The sequence below is a fragment of the Falsiruegeria litorea R37 genome (assembly GCF_900172225.1).
Classification (GTDB): domain Bacteria; phylum Pseudomonadota; class Alphaproteobacteria; order Rhodobacterales; family Rhodobacteraceae; genus Falsiruegeria; species Falsiruegeria litorea.
Map to the genome: position 1 here is coordinate 1,330,420 of NZ_FWFO01000001.1, position 18,886 is coordinate 1,349,305.

An 18,886-nucleotide genomic window follows, 5' to 3' on the forward strand; every position below is an offset into this window, starting at 1 on the left:
CGATCTATCGTGCATTGTTCATGGGTTAGCAACGCCATGTTTCCGGAGCGTCCCAGATCGGGCGGCTTGCTTCGCGCGCGGCTTGGGCACGCGACACGCCAATATCGTCCAAGGCAGCATCGTCCATGCGGGCAAGGGCCTTGCGCTGACGGTGCAGGGCAACCAGATGCGCGAGGGTCTTCAGGATCGAGGCGCGAGGGCGGCGGTGGGTCATCGAGGTGTTGATCAGGGTCATGGCCTTTTCCTTTCGTAAATAGTGATGGTTGGTCGTGTTTTGATCAATTTCCTTGATGTATATGGCGTATTGTGTTTGATTATGAAAACGAATGTTTTTGATTGAATGCATCAAGGATTGTGATAATGCGAAATCTCGACATCACCACGCTCAGATCATTTGTGGCTGTGGCCGACAGCGGCGGCGTGACCAAGGCGGCCGGGTTTTTGAACCTGACGCAATCGGCAGTCTCGATGCAGCTCAAGCGGCTCGAAGAGCTGTTGGGGCTGGACTTGCTGGATCGGACGGGGCGGGGCATTGCTCTGACGGCTTCCGGAGAGCAACTGCTGGCTTACGCGCGTCGCATGGTGGCCCTGAATGACGAGGTGATCGGACGCCTGACGGATCAGGCATTCGAGGGCGAGGTGGTGCTGGGGGTGCCACACGACATCGTTTACCCGGCGATCCCGCGCGTGCTGAAACAGTTCAGCGTGGTTTTCCCGCGGATGAAGGTGCAATTGCTGTCGTCGCATTCGATGTTGCTGAAAGAGAAGTTTGCGCGCGGGGAATGTGATGTAATCCTGACGACCGAGGTGAGTGCGGGCCCGGAATGTGAGACAATCGCTGAGCTGCCCCTGCGGTGGGTTGGTGCGCCTGACGGGTCCGCGTGGCGGCAACGTCCGCTGCGTGTGGCCATGGGGCGGCGCTGTCTGTTCCGCCCCAAGGTGTTGGCGGCGTTGGACAAGGCCGGGGTGCCTTGGGATTTGGCGGTAGAAACAGACAACGACCGGACGATTGAGGCCACGGTCAGTGCCGATCTGGCGGTGCACGCGATGCTGGACGGAACCGAGCCGCGGCATCTGGTGCAGATCGAAAGTGCAGGGGCGTTGCCGGAATTGCCGGTTCACAAGATCAATCTTTATGGCGCGGCGGGCAATAAGGGGCCTGTTGTCGAAGAGCTGCTGTCGCTTGTGCGTCAGAGCTTTGTGAACCTGGGCGGCACGCATCTGAAGGCAGTGGGATGAAGGGGGGGAACCCAGAGCCCGCAACAGGCATGAGGCGACACACGCAAAAGCTTAGGTCATGAAACGAACTGGTTACAGCGCTTCGACGCCCCTATGCGGTCCTGGGTTCCCAAGATGAGCCTTAGCCAAGCTGGCCTACCACGAGATCCGTATCACCGATACAACCACTCACTCTGCATTTGTGAATACAGGATCTTCACCAACTTGACGCGGCCAGATACCGGGTAGCCGAACGCTTGGTTTTGGGGCAACTTTTTTTGGTCGCTCTGGACGTTGCGCACGGTTTTCCGGACAAATCGCAAAGTTTTTTCTACAGTCACATAGAAATCTGTCGCCTGTTGGAAACCGCATAGGTTATTGTTTTCGACAATTTATGTGCGCAGCTCAATTTGGGTTCACAGTTAGGGAGGTGACAGATGTTGGAGGGTGAAGAGGCAGATGATGAAACCTCTTCCACGCCACTGGCGCACAGCCACTTTTCGGTCAGGGATCTGCCCAGACGACACCGGTTCGAGGAATGGCGGGAAAGCATTTCCTGCGTTTTTGAGGTCGAGGCGGCGTCTGATGTTCGCCAGGAGAATTTCAAAGCCAGTGTAGATGGTCACCTGTTGGATACAGTGATGCTGGCCGAGACCAGCTCGCGACAGCAAACCTGGCACCGGTCCCCGCAACGGATCGCGGCGGATGGCATGGACCATTACATGATCCAACTGTTTTCGGACGGGAATATGGCCACCGATCAAGGGGATAACGCAGGCGTGTCCCCCAAGGGCGGTCTGGTGGTCTTTGATCTGTCGCGTGAAGCGAAATCTGCGACCAATGACTTCACCAATGTCTCGCTCATCCTGCCGCGCGAGATGGTGGCGCCGTTTTTGCAAGCCCCGGACGACCAGCACCTGCGGTACCTGTCGCCCAAGGAGCCCTTGGTACGTTTGTTGCACAATCAAATCGCCACCTTGCGCTCGGTCGCGCCGGACATGACCACGGCGCAGGCTGTCGAGGTGGTGCCGCATGTTGCAGGCTTGGTGTCGGCCTGTCTCAATGGCACGGTTCACGGGGCACACTCCACAAAGGCAGGGATCCCGCTGGCGACGATCACTTTGGTCAAGAAAATCATCGAAGCCCGCCTGGGCGACAATCGGTTGTCTCCGGCCGAAATTGCCCGTCATGCGGGGGTATCCCGAAGTCGACTTTATGAGATCTTCGAGTCCTACGGAGGCGTTGCCAAATACATCCGAACCCGCCGCCTGCGTGCGGTTGCGCGCCAGCTTGCAGATCCGGCGCTGGCGCATCGCCCGATTTACGATGTCGCTCTGGCCTGTGGCTTTGAGAATGCCCCGGCCTTTGCACGCGCGTTCCGAACCCGGTTCGACCAGTCCCCGCGGGAATACCGCGAAAACGCCAAGGCGCTGCGCCGTGTCGATCTGAGCCGCCGGGATACAGTGGAAAACTACGAGGCCTGGCTGCACCAGCTCTAGGGCGTGATGACCACTTTGCCGGTGGATTTCCGCTCTTTCAGCAACGTCATGCCTTCGGCCACGCGGTCCAGTGGCAGGGTGTGGCTGATGTGCGGCTTGATGCGCCCTTGGGCGTGCCAGTCAAACAGGGTGGCAAAGCTGTCGTGAACCACCTGCGGGCGGAACTTCAGGTAACCACCGATGTAAAACCCGATGACAGTCAGGTTTTTGACCAGCAGGTGATTGGCCGGGATTTGCGGCACGTCGCCCCCGGCAAATCCGATGGGTAGCAGCCGGCCTTCGGGGTTGGTGGCACGAAACGCGGCCTTGAACACATCCCCTCCAATGGCGTCATAGACCACATCGGCGCCGCCCAGTTCCTTGACGCGGGTACGCAGATCCTCGGCGTCGTCGATCAGGATGTCAGCTCCGGCCTCGCGCGCAACCTCGAGCTTGTCGGCCCCACGCGCATGAGCAATGACCCGTGCGCCCATCAGCTTGCCGATTTCCACTGCTGTCAGGCCAACGCCACCTGCGGCACCTGTTACAAGCAGCGTCTCGCCAGGTTGCAGGTGCGCCCGGTGATCCAGCGCCATGTGGCTGGTGCCATAAGCGATCTGAATGGCGGCGGCGTCCTCAAAACTCATGTGGTCGGGCAGTTTGACCGCCCGCTCAGCGTCAAATACGCCGTATTCGGCAAGGCCGCCGTGACCGGAATAGACCGCAACTCTGTCCCCTTGGCTCAACCCGCGGACCCCTTCACCAACAGAATCGACCACCCCGGCAACTTCGAGCCCAAGGGTAAACGGGGCAGGGGGAATGTCCTGATAGGTCCCCTTTTGCATCAACAGATCGGCAAAATTCAGCCCGCAGGCCCGAATGCGCAGTCGGATCTGTCCGGGGGCCGGGGTGGGGATAGGAACATCGGCAAAGGCAGCGCGTTCGCCCGTGGACTGAATCTGATAAGCAAGCATCCCGTTTCCCTTGTTTTCCTACCCCAAAATAGGGGGGTTCCACGTAACTTTCCGTTCTGTTTCTTGGGGGGAAACCGACTGCTGTGCAACCCTATGGTGTTGTGGGTGCGACGGTTTGCTTGCGCCAGGATCACCTAATCTTGAGCGCCATCCTTAAACTTGTGTTCGCTTTAGTGGAATCAACCGGGTTGAATTCAACCCAAAACTTCGCCATATTTTTAAGTGTGGTGCGGTTCGGGTCGCATTGGTGAAATTAGGGATATGTTAAACGGCACGCCTCAATGTGGGATGAGCGCCGCGCCCTGTTGTCGAAACCCGGACGGTTGTCAGTGAAACAGAGGAGATACCCTAATGACCCATCCCGTTGATGTCCATGTGGGCAAACGTGTAAGGCACCGTCGCTGGCTGATCGGCATGACGCAGCAGCAATTGGCGGAGCAGGTTGGAATCAAGTTTCAGCAGATCCAGAAGTATGAGACCGGCGCAAACCGGATCAGCGCATCGCGCCTTTGGGACATCGCAGACGCGCTGGATGTTCCGGTCAGCTTCTTCTTCGAAGGTCTGGATGACGCGCACAAGAGCACCCCGGAAAAGCCCAATGTTCCTGCGGACCTGATGGGCGACAAGGAAGCTCTGGATCTGGTGCGCTCTTACTATGCAATCCCCGAGAACCAGCGCCGCCGTCTGTTTGAGCTGGCCCGCGTTCTGAGCGACGTTGCCTAAGCCCACCAGCCTGATGCTGACAACTGAGGCTTGCATTTAATAGGCGCCAATGTCAGTCGTGACGCATGACTTCTGACGCGCTAACTGATCTGCAAGTGGCACATGAAATGGCAGACGCTGCACGTGCAGCGATTCTGCCATTTTTTCGTCGTGCCGACCTGTCCACTGAAAACAAACTGACCGAGGGGTTCGACCCGGTCACGGTTGCAGACCGTGCCGCCGAGCAGGCCATGCGAGCGGTTCTGGCCACGCACCGGCCCGCAGACGGGATCTGGGGCGAGGAGTATGGCCAGAGCGCGGGGGTATCAGGGCGGCAGTGGGTATTGGACCCGATCGACGGGACGCGCGGATTTATCTCGGGCACGCCAACCTGGGGCGTCCTGATTGCCCTGTCGACCGAGGCGGGACCGATCCTTGGCGTTGTTGATCAACCTTACATTGGCGAACGCTTCGTGGGCTCGGCCGAAGGGGCGGAAATGACCGGCCCGCATGGGTCAGTGACATTGAAAACGCGGGACACCCAAAAGCTGGAAGAGGCCGTGTTGTTCACCACCTTCCCCGAGGTCGGAACCCCAGAAGACCGCGCCGGGTTCGAAGCGGTGGCAAGCCAGGTGCGCCTGACCCGCTATGGAATGGATTGCTACGCTTATGCCTTGCTGTCCGCGGGGCAGGTCGATCTGATCATCGAGGCGGGATTGAACGCCTATGACATTCAAGGTCCCATCGGCGTGATCCAGGCGGCCGGCGGCATCGTCACTGACTGGCAGGGCAGACCGGCACACAACGGCGGCCGGGTTCTGGCGGCGGCCAATGCCGACATTCACGCTGCGGCTCTCGATATCCTCAAATCGAAATAGTCTCTGCTTGAGAGCCTGCCGGTTTGGCGCTAGGCTCTCAGGCGCACCGGTTCTTCAGCCCACTTTCCATCGGTGCAATACACACTTCGACCTGAGGTGGGCAGACAGGTGGAGTGTGCGATATGCATGAATTTCTGATCAAGGACGCTGATGTCATCCTTACGATGGATGATCAGCGCCAAGAGCTGTCCGGGGCTGACATTCTGGTGCGGGATGGGGTGATTGCCCAGATCGGCCAAGGTCTGGAAACCAGCGGAGAGACGGTTCTGGCCAAGGGCTGTGTGGTGACGCCTGGCCTGGTGAACACCCATCACCATCTCTATCAAAGCCTGACGCGCGCGGTGCCCGGCGGGCAGGACGCATTGCTGTTTGGATGGTTGCAGACGCTTTACCCAATCTGGTCGCGGTTTGGGCCGGAAGAGATGTTCACCTCGGCGCAAGTGGGGCTTGCGGAATTGGCACTTTCAGGCTGTACGCTCAGCTCGGATCACCTGTATCTCTATCCCAATGGGGCGCGTTTGGATGACACCATCGCCGCCGCCGCCGAGATCGGCATTCGGTTTCACCCCACCCGCGGTGCCATGAGCATTGGCGAAAGCGACGGTGGCCTGCCGCCGGACAGTCTGGTCGAAAAAGAAGCCGCCATTCTAAAGGATTCGATCCGCGTGATCGACGCCTTCCACGATGCACGCGAGGGGTCCATGTGTCGCGTAGGGCTCGCTCCCTGTTCCCCGTTCTCGGTCAGCCGCGATTTGATGCGGGATGCCGCCATCCTGGCGCGCGACAAGGGCGTGATGCTGCACACCCATCTGGCCGAGAACGACGAGGACATTGCCTATAGCCTCGACAATTTTGGCTGCCGACCGGGGCAATATGCCGAGGATCTGGGCTGGACCGGGGATGATGTCTGGCACGCCCACTGCGTGAAGCTGGACGGGCAAGAGATTGATTTGTTTGCACGGTCCAAAACCGGCGTGGCCCATTGCCCTTGTTCCAATTGCCGTTTGGGTAGTGGCATTGCATCAGTGCGCGCCATGCGTGATGCGGGCGTGAACGTGGGCTTGGGCGTCGACGGTTCGGCCAGCAACGACAGCGGCAACCTGATCGCCGAGGCGCGCCAGTCGATGCTGTTGCAACGGGTCGCCAATGGCGCGGACGCCATGTCGGCGCGCGAGGCGCTCGAGATCGCAACGCGCGGCGGCGCGGACGTGCTGAACCGCCCCGACTGCGGACGCCTCGCGCCCGGCAAACGTGCCGACATCGCGATCTGGGATGTTACGGGCGTGGAAAGCGCAGGCAGCTGGGACCCGGCCGCCTTGCTGTTGGCGGGGCCTACGAAGGTGAAACACCTCTTTGTCGAAGGACGCCAGGTTGTCCGTGATAGCCATGTCACAAGCATCGACCTGCCACGGGTGATCGAACGCCAGAACCAATTGGCTCGGGCGCTTCAGGCGTAACGCCTGAACTTCACCCTTTCTAAAATACTCCCGCCGGAGGCTCGTGCCCCGCAAGGGGCACGATCAGCGGCGCTGACCGTTGATCCAAACCTCGGCGATGGCCCGGTCATCACCCATCATGATGGTTGGGAAGACAGCCTCCCACAGATCATCCGCTACGGCAGAGCGTTGCGAAATCGCAGGCGTCGAAGCCAGATCAAGGACAATCAGGTCCGCCTCCATCCCCGGAGCCAGGTTGCCGATCTTGTCGTCCATCCGCAGGCTGCGGGCTGACCCAACGGTCGCCAGCCACAACAGTTGCGCCGCATGCAGCGGGACGCCGCGCAGCTGGCCCACCTCATAAGCCGCCGCCATCGTGCGCAGCATCGAAAAGCTTGATCCGCCTCCGGTGTCGGTGGCCAATCCAATCCGCTGCCCTTCGGCCATCAGCCCGGCCATGTCAAAAAGGCCCGATCCGATGAAGGTGTTCGAGGTCGGGCAATGCACCAGCGCCGCGCCGTGTTCACGCAGTTGATCGCGCTCTCGCAGTTCCAGATGGATCGCATGGCCATAGAGGCCCCGCCCGCCGAGCAGGCCAAAGGCCTCGTAGGTGTCCAGATAATCGCGCGCGTCAGGAAAGAGGCCGCGCACCCATTCGATCTCGTCCGTCTGCTCGCTCAGATGCGTCTGCATCAGGCAATCGGGGTGCTCCGCCCACAATGCCCCCATGGCCTCAAGCTGGTCGGGCGTCGAAGTTGGCGAAAACCGCGGCGTGATCGCATATTCCAGCCGGTCCACGCCGTGCCAGCGTTGCAGCAAGGCCTTGGACTGGTCATAGGCGGACTGCGCCGTGTCGCGCAGCCCCTCGGGCGCGTTGCGATCCATGCAGGTCTTGCCGGTGACCACGCGCTGACCACGGGCCTGAGCTGCTGAAAAGAACGCATCGACGCTTTCAGGGTGGATGGTAGCAAAGCTGCACATGGTCGTGGTGCCGTGCGCGGCGGTCAGGTCCAGATAGCGGCCCGCGATGTCATCAGCATATGCGCGATCGGCGAACTTCATTTCTTCGGGAAAGGTATAAGTGTTCAGCCAATCGATCAGCCGCTTGCCCCAGCTCGCGATCATCGCGGTTTGGGGATAGTGCACATGGGCATCAACAAAGCCGGCGATGATCACCTTGTTGCCGTGATGAACGACATCGGCTTCGGGGTAGGCGGCCTGCAATTGCTCCAGATCACCCAAGGCCGCAATATGCTGCCCCGACACGACAACGGCCTCATGCACCTGCACGGCATCGCCGGGCTCTCCCTCGAACGGGGTGCCGGTAAAGGACAGAACACTTCCCTGCAGGATGGTTTGGCTGGCCATTTTGGTGTGCTCCTCGTGCCGTCAAAACGTCGTCAATTTCCGGCACACAGGATAGAGGCCCCATTGATTTCGGTAAATTGCGCTATTGTCATTGTTTTCTGGTAGCAGCTTCTTCTATTTTGCGGCCAATCCAGAAGGGAGCGGAACATGACAACAGGCAACACTCCCATCGATCTAGAAACCACATCTGATGATGACGTCTATGAGTTGGACCGCAAGCAGGTCGCAGCGATCCTCTATGCGGTGGATGTCGAAGACCGCGAAAAACTGACCGAGCTGATGGAGCCGCTTCATGCGGCCGACATCGCCGACTTGTTGGAGCAGGTCAATCCGTTCGACCGGGCGCGTCTGATCCGCCTGTATGACCGCGAGTTTGATGGCGAGATTCTGTCTGAACTCGACGAATCGGTGCGTGAAGAGGTCATCTCGGTGCTGAAGCCCGACGTGCTGGCCGAGGCTGTACGTGAGCTTGAAAGCGACGATGTGGTCGATCTGGTCGAGGACCTGGAAGAGCCGCAGCAAGAGGCCATTCTGGACGCGCTGGAAGACGCCGACCGGATCGCGGTGGAACAGGCGCTGGCTTACCCAGAGAATTCCGCTGGCCGTCTGATGCAGCGCGAGGTTGTCATGGCGCCCGAGCACTGGACAGTGGGCCAGGCCATCGACTTCATGCGCGACAGCGACGATCTGCCAGAGCAGTTCTATCACGTGATACTGGTCGACCCACGCCTGCATCCGGTGGGTAATGTAATGCTGGGCAAGATCATGGCGGCCAAGCGCGAGATACCGCTGCGCGAGATTGCCGAAGATGACTTTCAGACCATCCCCGTCGATCAGGACGAAGAGGATGTCGCCTATGCCTTCAACCAGTACCACCTCATTTCGGCGCCGGTCACCGACGATGACGGACGGCTGGTGGGTGTGATCACGATCGACGACGCCATGGCCGTGCTGGACGAAGAGCATGAAGAGGACATTCTGCGCCTGGCCGGTGTAGCCGAGGAAAGCTCGCTGTCCGACAGCGTGGCCGACACCAGCAAACGGCGGTTGCCGTGGCTGGGCGTGAACCTGTTCACCGCAATCTGCGCCTCGCTGGTGATCTCGCAATTCGAAGACTCGATTTCGCAGCTGGTGTCGCTGGCGATCCTGATGCCCATCGTGGCCTCGATGGGCGGCAACGCGGGCACGCAGTCCCTGACGGTGGCCGTGCGGGCGCTGGCCACGCGCGACCTGACCTCGTCGAACATGTGGCGGGTCATCCGGCGTGAGGTGATGGTCGGCGTGCTCAATGGCCTGTGTTTCGCGCTGGTGCTTGGGACCATCGGGCTGATGTGGTTCGGCTCTCCGATGCTGGGGGTCGTGATCGGGTCCGCTTTGGTCGTGAACATGATCATCGCGGGCTTTGCAGGTACGGTAGTACCCATCGTGCTGGACAAGCTGGGCGTGGACCCGGCGCTGGCATCGGGCACCTTTGTGACGACCACCACGGACGTCATGGGATTCTTCATCTTTTTGGGACTGGCGACGGTGGTGTTGTTATGAACGATCTGGCTGTGATCAAGGCAGAGGCGCGAAAAGCGGGCTTTGCCCGGCGCAAGGCGGCGTTCGACGCGCGGCTGCCCGGCGCGGCAGGGCGGCTGTCCGAGGTTCTGGCAGGCCACCGCGGCGTGTCGCTGTCAGGCTATATGCCCATCCGGACCGAGATTGACCCGCTGGCAGCCATGGCCGAGGCGTCAGCCTATGGCCCCGTCGGTGTGCCGGTGATCCAGGGCGAAGGGCAGGCGCTCAAGTTCTCGCGTTGGACGCCCGAGGGTGCGTTGCGCGATGGCCCGTTTGGGGCCAAGGTGCCCGAGGTTGACGACTTTTTCGAACCCGAGATCCTGATCGTACCGCTGGTGGCCTTTGACGCGCGCGGCGGGCGGCTGGGATACGGCGGCGGGTTTTATGACCGCACTCTGGAAGGGTTGCGTGCCAAACGCCCGACGCTGGCCATAGGCTTTGCTTTTGATGCGCAAGAAGCCAATGAGATCCCGCTGGAACCCACGGACCAGCCTCTCAACATGCTGATCACCGAAAGCCGCGTTCTGACTTTTTGATTTTTGCGAGGCTCCGCCTCGCGCTCCGGGATATTTGAGGCAAGAGGAAATGATGATCTTCTCTCTTCCTCTTGCCAGAAACATCCTGGGGGAGGCGCAGCTTGCTGCGACGGGGGCAAAGCCCCCCAAAAAACGCTCAGTTCAGTCCTTGAAATGCGCTCGGATGTAATCCCAGGCATCAACCTCTGTTCCATCGGCCAGAATGCAGATGCCAACGGCATTGCCGTTTTCATCCTTGCTCAGTTGATATGTGCCGCCGTTTTCGATGCAGAAGGTGGCGGCCGGATTGGCAAGCGTGGTTTTGGTGTCGCTGGCCGAGGCCGCAGAAGTTGCAGCAAGAACAATCACAGTCGTCAGTACGGATTTCATGTGGTCCTCTCTCGTTTCGTGTTTAACGGGAAAGGTTGCATTGCGCGCCTCAGTTTTCAACCTGCGCTTATGCGGGGAAAATTCGCGCCAAGACAGCACAGACGTGTGTTTGATCTTGTCCGAACGGGCAGGGCGGCCTAGGACACAAAGCATGAGATGCTTGTTTCTTGGTGATGTGATGGGCCGTGCCGGGCGCGCGGCGGTTCGGGACAACCTGCCACGTCTGCGTGACGAATGGCGGTTGGATTTTGTCGTGGTCAATGGCGAGAACGCCTCGAACGGAATGGGTTTGAGCGGGGATCATGCCAAGATCCTGCTTGATGCGGGGGCTGATTGCGTCACTCTGGGGGATCATGCGTTCGACCAGAAGGACATGTTGCAGTTCATCCAGAAAGAGCCACGCATCATCCGTCCGCTGAACTTTGCCAAGGGTGCGCCGGGTATGGGCTATCGCCTGTTCGACGCGCCGGGCGGCCGCAAGGTGCTGGTGCTGCAGGTGCTGGGGCAGGTGTTCATGAAACGCGCCTTTGACGATCCGTTTTCTGCCGTGGAAAGGGTGCTGAAATCGCATCCGCGCGGTGGGATTGCGGACGCCATCATTGTGGATGTGCATTGCGAGGCGACGTCCGAAAAGATGGCCATGGGGCATTTCTGCGATGGTAAGGCCAGCCTGGTGGTCGGCACGCACACCCATGTACCGACAGCAGATGCCATGGTTCTGCCGAATGGCACCGGCTATTTGAGCGATGCGGGCATGTGCGGCGACTACAATTCGGTCATCGGTATGGAAAAGATGGAACCTTTGCGCCGCTTCATCACGGGTATGCCCAAGGCACGGTTCACGCCTGCCACCGAAGAGGCGACCCTGTCGGGGGTCTTTGTCGAGACCGACGACCGGACCGGCGCGGCCAAGTCCATCAGCATGGTGCGTGTTGGCGGACGGTTGCAGCAGGCGGGCCCTAGTCTCTGATTACCGTAAATTTTCCGCGTTTTGCCCGGAATTGGTACATACGTTCTGAAATTGTGCGCGAATTGCGGGTGCGCGCAAACGCAGACTTGCCCGAACCCTAGCAATCGGGGACAGTGGCCTTCGGTCTTTTCACTGCTCAGGCGCCAAGGGATACATGCAGCTACTTCAGCTTTCCGAAACCGGCTCGGCCATTGTTGCGCTGATCATCGTGGGCGTCATGTTCGTACTGTTCCTGCGCGAGGTCTTTCCGACCGAGGTAGTGGCCCTTGCGGGCGTGTCGCTGATGCTGGTTACGGGGGTGCTGCCCTATGACGTGGCGTTGCCGGTGCTTGCCAACCCGGCGCCTTGGACCATTGCGGCGATGTTCATCATCATGGGCGCGCTGGTGCGGACCGGGGCGCTGGATGCCTTCACATCTGTGGCACGCAAACAGACCGAGGTGAATCCCAAGTTCGCCATCGCTTTGCTCATGGCTTTTGTTGTGATCGCGTCGGCGTTTGTGTCGAACACGCCGGTTGTGGTCGTGATGATCCCGGTCTTTGTGCAGATCGCGCGTACGCTGAATATGCCCGCCTCGAAACTGCTGATCCCGCTCAGCTATGCAGCGATCATGGGCGGTACGCTGACCCTGATCGGGACCTCGACCAACCTGTTGGTGGACGGTGTGGCGCGGGCCCAAGGGATGGCGGCATTTTCGATCTTCGAGGTCACGCCTCTTGGTCTGGCGGTGGTGGTCTATGGCATGGTCTATCTGCGCTTCATCGCGCCGAAACTGCTGCCCGAGCGCGACAGTATGGCGACCCTTTTGGGCGATGGATCACGCAAGAAGTTCTTTTCCGAGGTGATCATTCCCACCGACAGCAAGTTGATCGGGGAAAAGGCTGTGGATGTTGGCCTGTTCAAACGGTCAGGTGTGCGACTGGTGGATGTGGTGCGCGGTGACGCCTCGCTGCGGCGAGACCTTAAATCGGTGGAACTGCAGGCCGGGGATCGGATCGTGTTGCGCACCAAGATGACCGAATTGCTGGGGCTTCAGGCGAGCAAGGAATTGCAGACTGTCGATCAGGTGTCCGAAGTCGAGACGGCCACGGTCGAAGTACTGATCTCGCCCGGATGCAAGATGGTTGGGCGGTCGTTGGGGAACATGCGGCTGCGCAGGCGCTATGGGGTTTATGTGCTGGCTGTACACCGGCGCAATCAGAACATCGGGCGGCAGTTGGACGATCTGGTGGTTCAGGTGGGTGATACACTGCTTTTGGAAGGGGCGGCGGCGGACATTCAGCGGCTTGCGGTGGATATGGATCTGGTGGATGTGTCGCAACCCTCGGCGCGGGCCTACCGACGGAGCCATGCGCCAATTGCGGTTGCTTCGCTGGTGGGGATCGTGGCGTTGGCAGCTTTGGGCGTGGCTCCGATTCTGATGCTGGCGATCCTGGCGGTGGCACTGGTTCTGGTAACCCGCTGCATCGACGCGGACGAGGCGTTTTCATTCATCGACGGGCGGTTGCTGGCGCTGATTTTCTCGATGCTGGCGATTGGGGCAGCACTGCAAAGTTCCGGCGCCGTCAGCTTGATCGTCGAGGCGATCGCGCCCTACCTGGGAGAGGTGCCGCCGTTTCTGATTGTCTGGGCGATCTATCTGCTGACGTCCGTTCTGACAGAGCTGGTGTCGAACAATGCGGTCGCGGTGGTTGTGACCCCGATTGCCATCGGTCTGGCGCAAACGATGGGCATTGATCCGCGCCCGCTGGTGATCGCGGTCATGGTTGCGGCCTCGGCCTCTTTTGCGACGCCCATCGGGTATCAAACCAACATGCTGGTCTACGGTCCGGGCGGCTATCGCTTCACCGACTTCATGCGGGTGGGCATCCCCCTGAACCTGACCGTGGGGCTTTTGGCTTCGGCCCTGATCCCGCTGATCTGGCCGCTGTGACGGGTAAAAACGGTGTGTTTCCGCGCATCATAAATGGCTTGACTTGAAACGCCTCTCTGCGTTCCGATCTGAGTATTCATGAACGAATTCGGATGGAATGTGATGACGTTAGGTAAGATTTTTGCAAGCGCAGCGTTGAGTGTCGCGATGGGAACGACGGCCATGGCGGGAACGATCACAGGTTCGGCCAGCTACCGAGAACGGATCGCGCTGCCGCCCGAGGCGGTGTTGGATGTGCGTTTGGTCGACATCTCACGTCAGGATGTTGCGGCGACGGTTCTGTCCAGCAAACGCTATGCGATGACGGGGGTGCCGACCGAGTTTTCACTGGAATACGACGACGCCCTGATCGACGAGCGGTTTAGCTATGCGGTGCAGGCTTCGGTCTATGTGGGCGATAGATTGCTGTTCACCAGCGACACGGTCCACCCTGTCTTGACGCGTGGCCAAGGCGACACAGCCGAGGTTGTGATGGTCAAAGCGGGGCGCGAGATGGGAACCGGATTGGAGAACACTCATTGGAAGGTAACTCAGCTGTCCGGTAAGGCGATTATCAGCGAACGGGTGCCCGAAATCCAGTTTGCCGAAGGCGGTGCTTTTGGCGCCAAGGGCGGCTGCAACAGCTTTCGGGGAGAGGCTAGGGTAACGAACAGCAAGATCGCGTTTCCTGACAATATGGCCGGCACCTTGATGGCCTGCCCGCCGCCGCTGGACAAGCTCGAGAAGGATTTCCTGACCGCGCTGACCCAGGTGTCGGGCTATGTCCGCAATGGCGAAGTTCTGGCCCTGACCAATGATGCAGGCGTTGCCGTCATGCGCCTGATGTTGATGCCTTAACGGCTTTGATCTGTTGGGAAAACGCGGCTAGGCTCGCCCCAAGGGAATGGGAGGGCACATGACCAGCCGTGATTTTCGTGTGGCACTGATGATCGTCGCAGCCGTCGTTTTTGTCGGCTGGGCGATTGGCTATGGCATCGGGGTGATGACAAAACCCGCCACAGTGGTCGCACCCGCGCCGCCCACCCAGCCGCTGAAAGCCGAGCACCGCAAGCGCCCGACCAAGATCACCACTGCAACGGGTGCGCAATTGCCAGGCTACAGCGATGTCTATGTGAACGACTATGTTGACTTGCTGACGGACGAAGCCGAGGAGCGGATTCGGGCCAAGTTCATCGAGCTCTATGATCGCACAGGGGTCGAAATGACCCTGCTGACCATTCAGGACATGGGGTTCTATGGGCATTCCGGCGACATCCGATCCTTTGCCACCGCCACGTTCAACGAATGGGGCGTGGGCAATGCGACGCGCAACGATGGCGTGCTGATCTTGATCTCGCGCTATGACCGCGAGATGTGGATCGCGCTTGGCGATGGGTATGACAGCAGCTGGGACGCGCGGATGCAGCGCGTCGTCGACAACGGGTTCCTGCCGTGGTTCCGGGCCGATCAGTATGAGGCGGGGCTGGAAAAGGGCACGGATGAGACTGTGCGAGAAGTTTCCGGCGTCTATCCCGGGCAGTGGGACGCGGGATCGTTTCAGCGGGGTGTAAGTTGGCTGTGGCGCAAGATCCAAGCGATTGGACACGGGCTGTTGGGGCTGGTGCTTGTCCCGATTGGTGGCTTTGTCTGGTGGCTGCGGAAGTACATGCGCAACCGTCCGCGTCCTTGTACGCACTGCGGCGCGATGATGGAGCGTGCAGGCGAAGAGGCCGAGGATGCCCATCTGGACGGGGGGCAGCAGCTTGAGGAATACCTGAAATCCGTTGACTACGACGTCTGGCATTGCCGGTCCTGCGGGCACATGGACATCAACCGCTATCGCAGCTGGTTCTCGGGTTATGGCGCCTGTCCGCAATGCAACTATCGCACGCTGTCGACCACCAGCACGGTGCTGAGTGCTGCCACCAAATCCAGCACGGGCCGCAAGCGGGTAGATTACGACTGCAAGCACTGTGGCCATCACGACAGCGAGGTGCGCACGATCCCGAAGCTGTCCGACAGCTCCAGCTCGGGCGGGTCCAGCCGGTCGAGTTTCGGTGGTGGTTCGTCCTCTGGCGGTGGGGCCGGAGGGAGCTGGTAGGCGAGGCCTGTTAGCGGAATTCGTCTTGCGGGATCAATCTGGGGGAGACTACGGTGAGCGCATAACAGTCTGTGAGTTGGTCATGTGTTTCCGAGTTTTGGTGGTGTCGCTGGTCTTTTGGTTCGGCGCTTTGGTCGCGGCGGTTTCTGGTACCCTTTCGGGGTCCGTGTCTAACGTGGACCCAATTGACCTGCTTAAACCGTCAGAGATGACAGTGAAATTGGTGGTCAATGCAGACGACGGTGACAGCGCGCGCATTGTCGCCAGCACGCGAATTCCGGTCGCGATGCTTCCGGCGGTGTTTGATCTGACCTTTGACGACGACATGATCGACAAAAACGATCATGCGACGGTCGAGGTTGAAATCGCGTCGGATGGCGGACTGTTGTTTGCTAATTTTGCCGCCGTCCCGGTTGATATTGATGTGGCGGAGGAGCCCGTCGAAATCACAGTGTTCCTTTTGCTCAATGACCTGCTCAGTGGCCGCTGGCAAGTGACCGAGCTTAGCGGAACGCCGCTGAACATGTCTTGGAGACCACATATCGCTTTCACCGGAGCAGGGACGTTCGAGGTGACGGCAGGGTGCAACACACTCTCCGGGGTTGCCCAGACGAAGCAAAATCTACTGCGCCCTAACGAGGTGCTGTTCCCGGTTGAAACCGCCGGAACGCTGCTGGCCTGTCAGGCGCATCTGGCGACCTTGGAGCGCGCGTTTCTGAATGACTTGCAGGATGTCCGGCATTATCAGCAAGAGGGTCTCGACCTTACCCTTTTTGATAAGGCCGAGACTGCGATCATGCGGTTGCGTTTCATACGCTCCTGAGTTCAAGCGATGGCGCGCGAGCGGCCTGCGTTGCGACCTGAGAAGATGCAGCCGCCCAGGAAGGTGCCCTCCAAAGCGTTGTAGCCGTGGTAGCCGCCACCGCCGAAACCTGCGACCTCGCCCGCGGCAAAGAGGCCCGGAACGACTTGGCCGTCTGCGCCCAGCATCTGACTGTCGAGGTTGGTCTGCAATCCCCCAAGCGTCTTGCGCGTCAGGATGTGCAGCTTCACCGCAATGAGGGGGCCGTTGGATGGATCCAGGAACTTATGCGGCTTGGCCGTCCGGATCAGCCGGTCGCCGCGATAGTTGCGCGCCGCATGGATGGCCATGATCTGCGCGTCCTTGGTGAACGGGTTGTCCATTTGCGCATCGCGCGCTTCGATCTGGGCGCGCAGGTGATCCTCGTCAATCAGGTTGCCACCCAACTGGTTCATCCCGCGCACCAGATCGCCCAGGGTGTTGGCGACAACAAAATCCTCGCCCTTTTCCTTGAACGCCTCAACCGGGGCGGTGGCGTTTTTGCCGGACAGGATACGCTGGCGGATAACTTCCGACCATTTGGCAGAGGTGAAGTCAGGGTTTTGTTCGCTGCCTGACAGCGCAAATTCCTTCTTGATCACCTTCTGGGTCAAAACGAACCAGCTGTATTCATAGCCCGTTTTCAGGATCTCTTTGAGCGTGGTCAGCGTGTCAAAGCCCGGCAAGCAGGGTGGCTCCAGCCGGTTGCCGGTGGCATCAAACCACATCGAGCTTGGGCCGGGTAGAATGCGGATGCCGTGGCTGGGCCAGATCGGATCCCAGTTTTTGACGCCCTCGGTGTAATGCCACATGCGGTCGCCGTTGATCACATGGCCGCCGGCCTTTTCGCTGATTGCGATCATGCGGCCGTCGACGTGAAAGGGGACACCTGCGACCATCTCTTGCGGTGGCTCGCCCAGACGATCACGCGGCCAGGATTTGCGCACAAGTTCGAAATTGCCGCCGATGCCGCCCGAGGTGACGATGACGGATGGGGCATAGACTTCGAACTCGCCGACCTCGTCACGGTTGGTTTTCTGGCCACGGTCTGCTCCGTCGTCAGACAGCACCTCACCCGAGACGCCACTGGCTGCACCGTTTTGCATAATGATGTGGCTGGCCTGATGGCGGAACCGCAGGTCGATCAGCCCGTTGCTGGCGTGTTCGCGCACACGGCGCACGAAATGCTCGATGACGCCTGGGCCAGTGCCCCAGGTGATGTGGAACCGTGGGACAGAGTTGCCGTGACCATTGGCATATGATCCGCCACGCTCGGCCCAGCCCACAACCGGAAACCAGCGCAGGCCCATGTCGTGCAGCCAAGGGCGCATCTCGCCAGCAGCAAATTCTACATAGGCTTCGGCCCATTTGCGGGGCCATGCGTCTTCGGGCCGGTCGAACTGAGCGCTGCCCATCCAGTCGCGCAAGGCCAGATCGGCATTGTCCTTGATCCCCATGCGGCGCTGTTCGGGGGTGTCGACCATAAACAGGCCACCCAGGGACCAAAAGGCCTGCCCGCCCAGGAATTGCTCGGGCTCTTGGTCTAGCACGATGACCTTTTTGCCCCGGTCACCCAGTTCAGCAGCAGCGGCCAGCCCGGCCAGCCCCCCGCCCACGATGATTGCATCTGCGGTGTTGGTGGTCATGGATCAGGCTCCTTCAGCGGCTGCGAAACCAGAAGATGAATGGGAGGGAGACGAAATACATCGTGATCCCATAGACGGCGGCGGGCAGGGCCAAGGGGCTTAGGCCCGTGGTTGTGGCGGTGATCAGCGCGGCCAGCGTGATGCCAAGGGCCGAGTTCTGGATGCCGGTTTCGATCGCGATCGTCTTGGTCTCGGTCCAGCCAAGTCCCGCTATGCGTGCCAAACCCAGGCCCATCAGCAACAGAATCACGTTGAGTGAAATCAGACCGGCCCCCATGACGCCCAGATTGTCGATGAACAGTTGCCAGTTGCCCGCCAGGGCGGCGATGACGATCAGGACAAAGAGCACGGTCGCCAGTTTGGACAGCGGCCCGTCAATGGCCATGGCTGCGCCCTTGAAGTAGTGCCGCACCGTGACACCGATGGCGACGGGCAGGGTGGTGATCAGGAACATGGCAATTGCCAGACCACTGATCGACACCTCGGGCGCGGCCTCACCCATGAAATGGGTCACCGACCAGGCGGCCAGCACCGGCACCGTCAGGATCGACAACAGGCTGATGACGGCGGTCAGTGTCACCGAAAGCGCCACGTCGCCCTTGGCCAGCTTGGCCAGAATGTTGCTGGTTACTCCACCGGGGCAAAAACTGAGCAGCATGAAGCCCACGGCAATCTCGGGTGGAAAGGCAAAGGCGGTGACCAGGGCAAAGGTCACGATGGGCAGTAGGATCACCTGGCTGATGGCGCCGATGGCAAAGGGAAACCTGCGGGTCAGGACGCGCCTGAAGTCCGCCGCTTCCAGCCCGATGCCCAGTGACAGCATGATGATGGCCAACGACAGCGGCAGCCCCACATTGATCAGAAAGTCCAAAACCACCCCTCCCAAAGTCGTTTTGG

The 18,886-nt window shown here is 60.1% G+C and carries 18 protein-coding genes; 12 read left to right on the forward strand and 6 right to left on the reverse strand.

The genetic code is table 11. The annotated features are described in order from the left end of the window. Nucleotides 1-25: 25 nt before the first annotated feature. Entirely contained in the window at nt 26-235 is a 210-nt protein-coding gene (locus TRL7639_RS06590; RefSeq protein WP_085796283.1) for a DUF1127 domain-containing protein, read from the reverse strand. Between the two features lie 125 nt (nt 236-360). Here TRL7639_RS06590 and TRL7639_RS06595 point away from each other — a divergent pair, with 125 nt between their 5' ends. Both TRL7639_RS06595 and TRL7639_RS06600 read left to right on the forward strand, forming a co-directional pair. After that, on the forward strand, nt 361-1,239 hold the full coding sequence (locus TRL7639_RS06595) for a LysR family transcriptional regulator (RefSeq protein ID WP_085794951.1): 879 nt from the start codon (nt 361-363) through the stop codon (nt 1,237-1,239). A 416-nt stretch (nt 1,240-1,655) separates the two neighbouring features. Then, nucleotides 1,656-2,717, forward strand: coding sequence for a helix-turn-helix domain-containing protein (locus TRL7639_RS06600; protein WP_085794952.1), 1,062 nt, complete (start codon nt 1,656-1,658; stop codon nt 2,715-2,717). On the opposite strand, the gene TRL7639_RS06605 is transcribed toward TRL7639_RS06600, so the two are convergent. Continuing rightward, nucleotides 2,714-3,670 (reverse strand): NADPH:quinone oxidoreductase family protein, encoded by a 957-nt coding sequence (locus tag TRL7639_RS06605; protein WP_085794953.1) that lies wholly within the window; start codon nt 3,668-3,670, stop codon nt 2,714-2,716. The genes TRL7639_RS06600 and TRL7639_RS06605 overlap by 4 nt on opposite strands. Nucleotides 3,671-4,021: 351 nt before the next feature. Here TRL7639_RS06605 and TRL7639_RS06610 point away from each other — a divergent pair, with 351 nt between their 5' ends. The 3 genes from TRL7639_RS06610 to TRL7639_RS06620 all read left to right on the forward strand — a co-directional run bounded on the left by TRL7639_RS06610 (nt 4,022) and on the right by TRL7639_RS06620 (nt 6,707). After that, nucleotides 4,022-4,393 carry a helix-turn-helix domain-containing protein gene (locus TRL7639_RS06610; RefSeq protein WP_085794954.1) on the forward strand — a complete coding sequence of 124 codons (372 nt, stop codon included), beginning with the start codon at nt 4,022-4,024 and terminating at the stop codon, nt 4,391-4,393. 65 nt (nt 4,394-4,458) lie between these two features. Continuing rightward, the gene (hisN, locus tag TRL7639_RS06615) at nt 4,459-5,250 is read left to right on the forward strand and encodes a histidinol-phosphatase (protein ID WP_085794955.1); all 792 of its coding nucleotides are present in this window, start codon (nt 4,459-4,461) and stop codon (nt 5,248-5,250) included. Between the two features lie 122 nt (nt 5,251-5,372). Next, nucleotides 5,373-6,707, forward strand: a complete 1,335-nt coding sequence (locus TRL7639_RS06620) for an 8-oxoguanine deaminase (RefSeq protein ID WP_085794956.1) — start codon at nt 5,373-5,375, stop codon at nt 6,705-6,707. Nucleotides 6,708-6,770: 63 nt separating this feature from the next. Here the strand turns inward: TRL7639_RS06620 and guaD are convergent, their stop codons facing one another. Then, nucleotides 6,771-8,054, reverse strand: a complete 1,284-nt coding sequence (guaD, locus tag TRL7639_RS06625) for a guanine deaminase (RefSeq protein ID WP_085794957.1) — start codon at nt 8,052-8,054, stop codon at nt 6,771-6,773. 147 nt (nt 8,055-8,201) lie between these two features. Between guaD and mgtE the strand changes: the two genes are divergently transcribed. Together mgtE and TRL7639_RS06635 are read left to right on the forward strand one after the other, a co-directional pair. Next, nucleotides 8,202-9,596 (forward strand): magnesium transporter, encoded by a 1,395-nt coding sequence (gene mgtE / locus TRL7639_RS06630; protein WP_085794958.1) that lies wholly within the window; start codon nt 8,202-8,204, stop codon nt 9,594-9,596. Continuing rightward, a complete protein-coding gene (locus TRL7639_RS06635) occupies nt 9,593-10,150 on the forward strand; it encodes a 5-formyltetrahydrofolate cyclo-ligase (RefSeq protein ID WP_085794959.1) in 558 nt (185 codons plus the stop codon). Before mgtE ends, TRL7639_RS06635 begins: the two co-directional genes overlap by 4 nt. Nucleotides 10,151-10,291: 141 nt before the next feature. Here the strand turns inward: TRL7639_RS06635 and TRL7639_RS06640 are convergent, their stop codons facing one another. Beyond that, nucleotides 10,292-10,519 carry a putative hemolysin gene (locus tag TRL7639_RS06640; protein WP_085796284.1) on the reverse strand — a complete coding sequence of 76 codons (228 nt, stop codon included), beginning with the start codon at nt 10,517-10,519 and terminating at the stop codon, nt 10,292-10,294. A gap of 151 nt (nt 10,520-10,670) precedes the next feature. Between TRL7639_RS06640 and TRL7639_RS06645 the strand changes: the two genes are divergently transcribed. From TRL7639_RS06645 to TRL7639_RS06665, 5 genes are all read left to right on the forward strand, one after another. Then, complete coding sequence (locus tag TRL7639_RS06645; protein ID WP_085794960.1) at nt 10,671-11,489, forward strand: TIGR00282 family metallophosphoesterase; 819 nt, start codon at nt 10,671-10,673, stop codon at nt 11,487-11,489. 154 nt (nt 11,490-11,643) lie between these two features. Then, entirely contained in the window at nt 11,644-13,422 is a 1,779-nt protein-coding gene (locus tag TRL7639_RS06650; RefSeq protein ID WP_085794961.1) for an SLC13 family permease, read from the forward strand. Between the two features lie 78 nt (nt 13,423-13,500). Then, nucleotides 13,501-14,259: a YbaY family lipoprotein gene (locus TRL7639_RS06655; RefSeq protein WP_085794962.1), complete on the forward strand. Its 759-nt coding sequence runs from the start codon at nt 13,501-13,503 to the stop codon at nt 14,257-14,259. 58 nt (nt 14,260-14,317) lie between these two features. Further along, nucleotides 14,318-15,502, forward strand: a complete 1,185-nt coding sequence (locus TRL7639_RS06660) for a TPM domain-containing protein (protein ID WP_165759767.1) — start codon at nt 14,318-14,320, stop codon at nt 15,500-15,502. A gap of 100 nt (nt 15,503-15,602) precedes the next feature. Then, nucleotides 15,603-16,325: an META domain-containing protein gene (locus TRL7639_RS06665; RefSeq protein ID WP_165759768.1), complete on the forward strand. Its 723-nt coding sequence runs from the start codon at nt 15,603-15,605 to the stop codon at nt 16,323-16,325. Between the two features lie 2 nt (nt 16,326-16,327). Here TRL7639_RS06665 and TRL7639_RS06670 read toward each other — a convergent pair whose 3' ends face one another. Next, on the reverse strand, nt 16,328-17,989 hold the full coding sequence (locus TRL7639_RS06670; protein ID WP_085794965.1) for an FAD-binding dehydrogenase: 1,662 nt from the start codon (nt 17,987-17,989) through the stop codon (nt 16,328-16,330). Between the two features lie 13 nt (nt 17,990-18,002). Then, entirely contained in the window at nt 18,003-18,860 is an 858-nt protein-coding gene (locus TRL7639_RS06675) for a bile acid:sodium symporter family protein (protein WP_085796285.1), read from the reverse strand. Between the last annotated feature and the right edge of the window lie 26 nt (nt 18,861-18,886).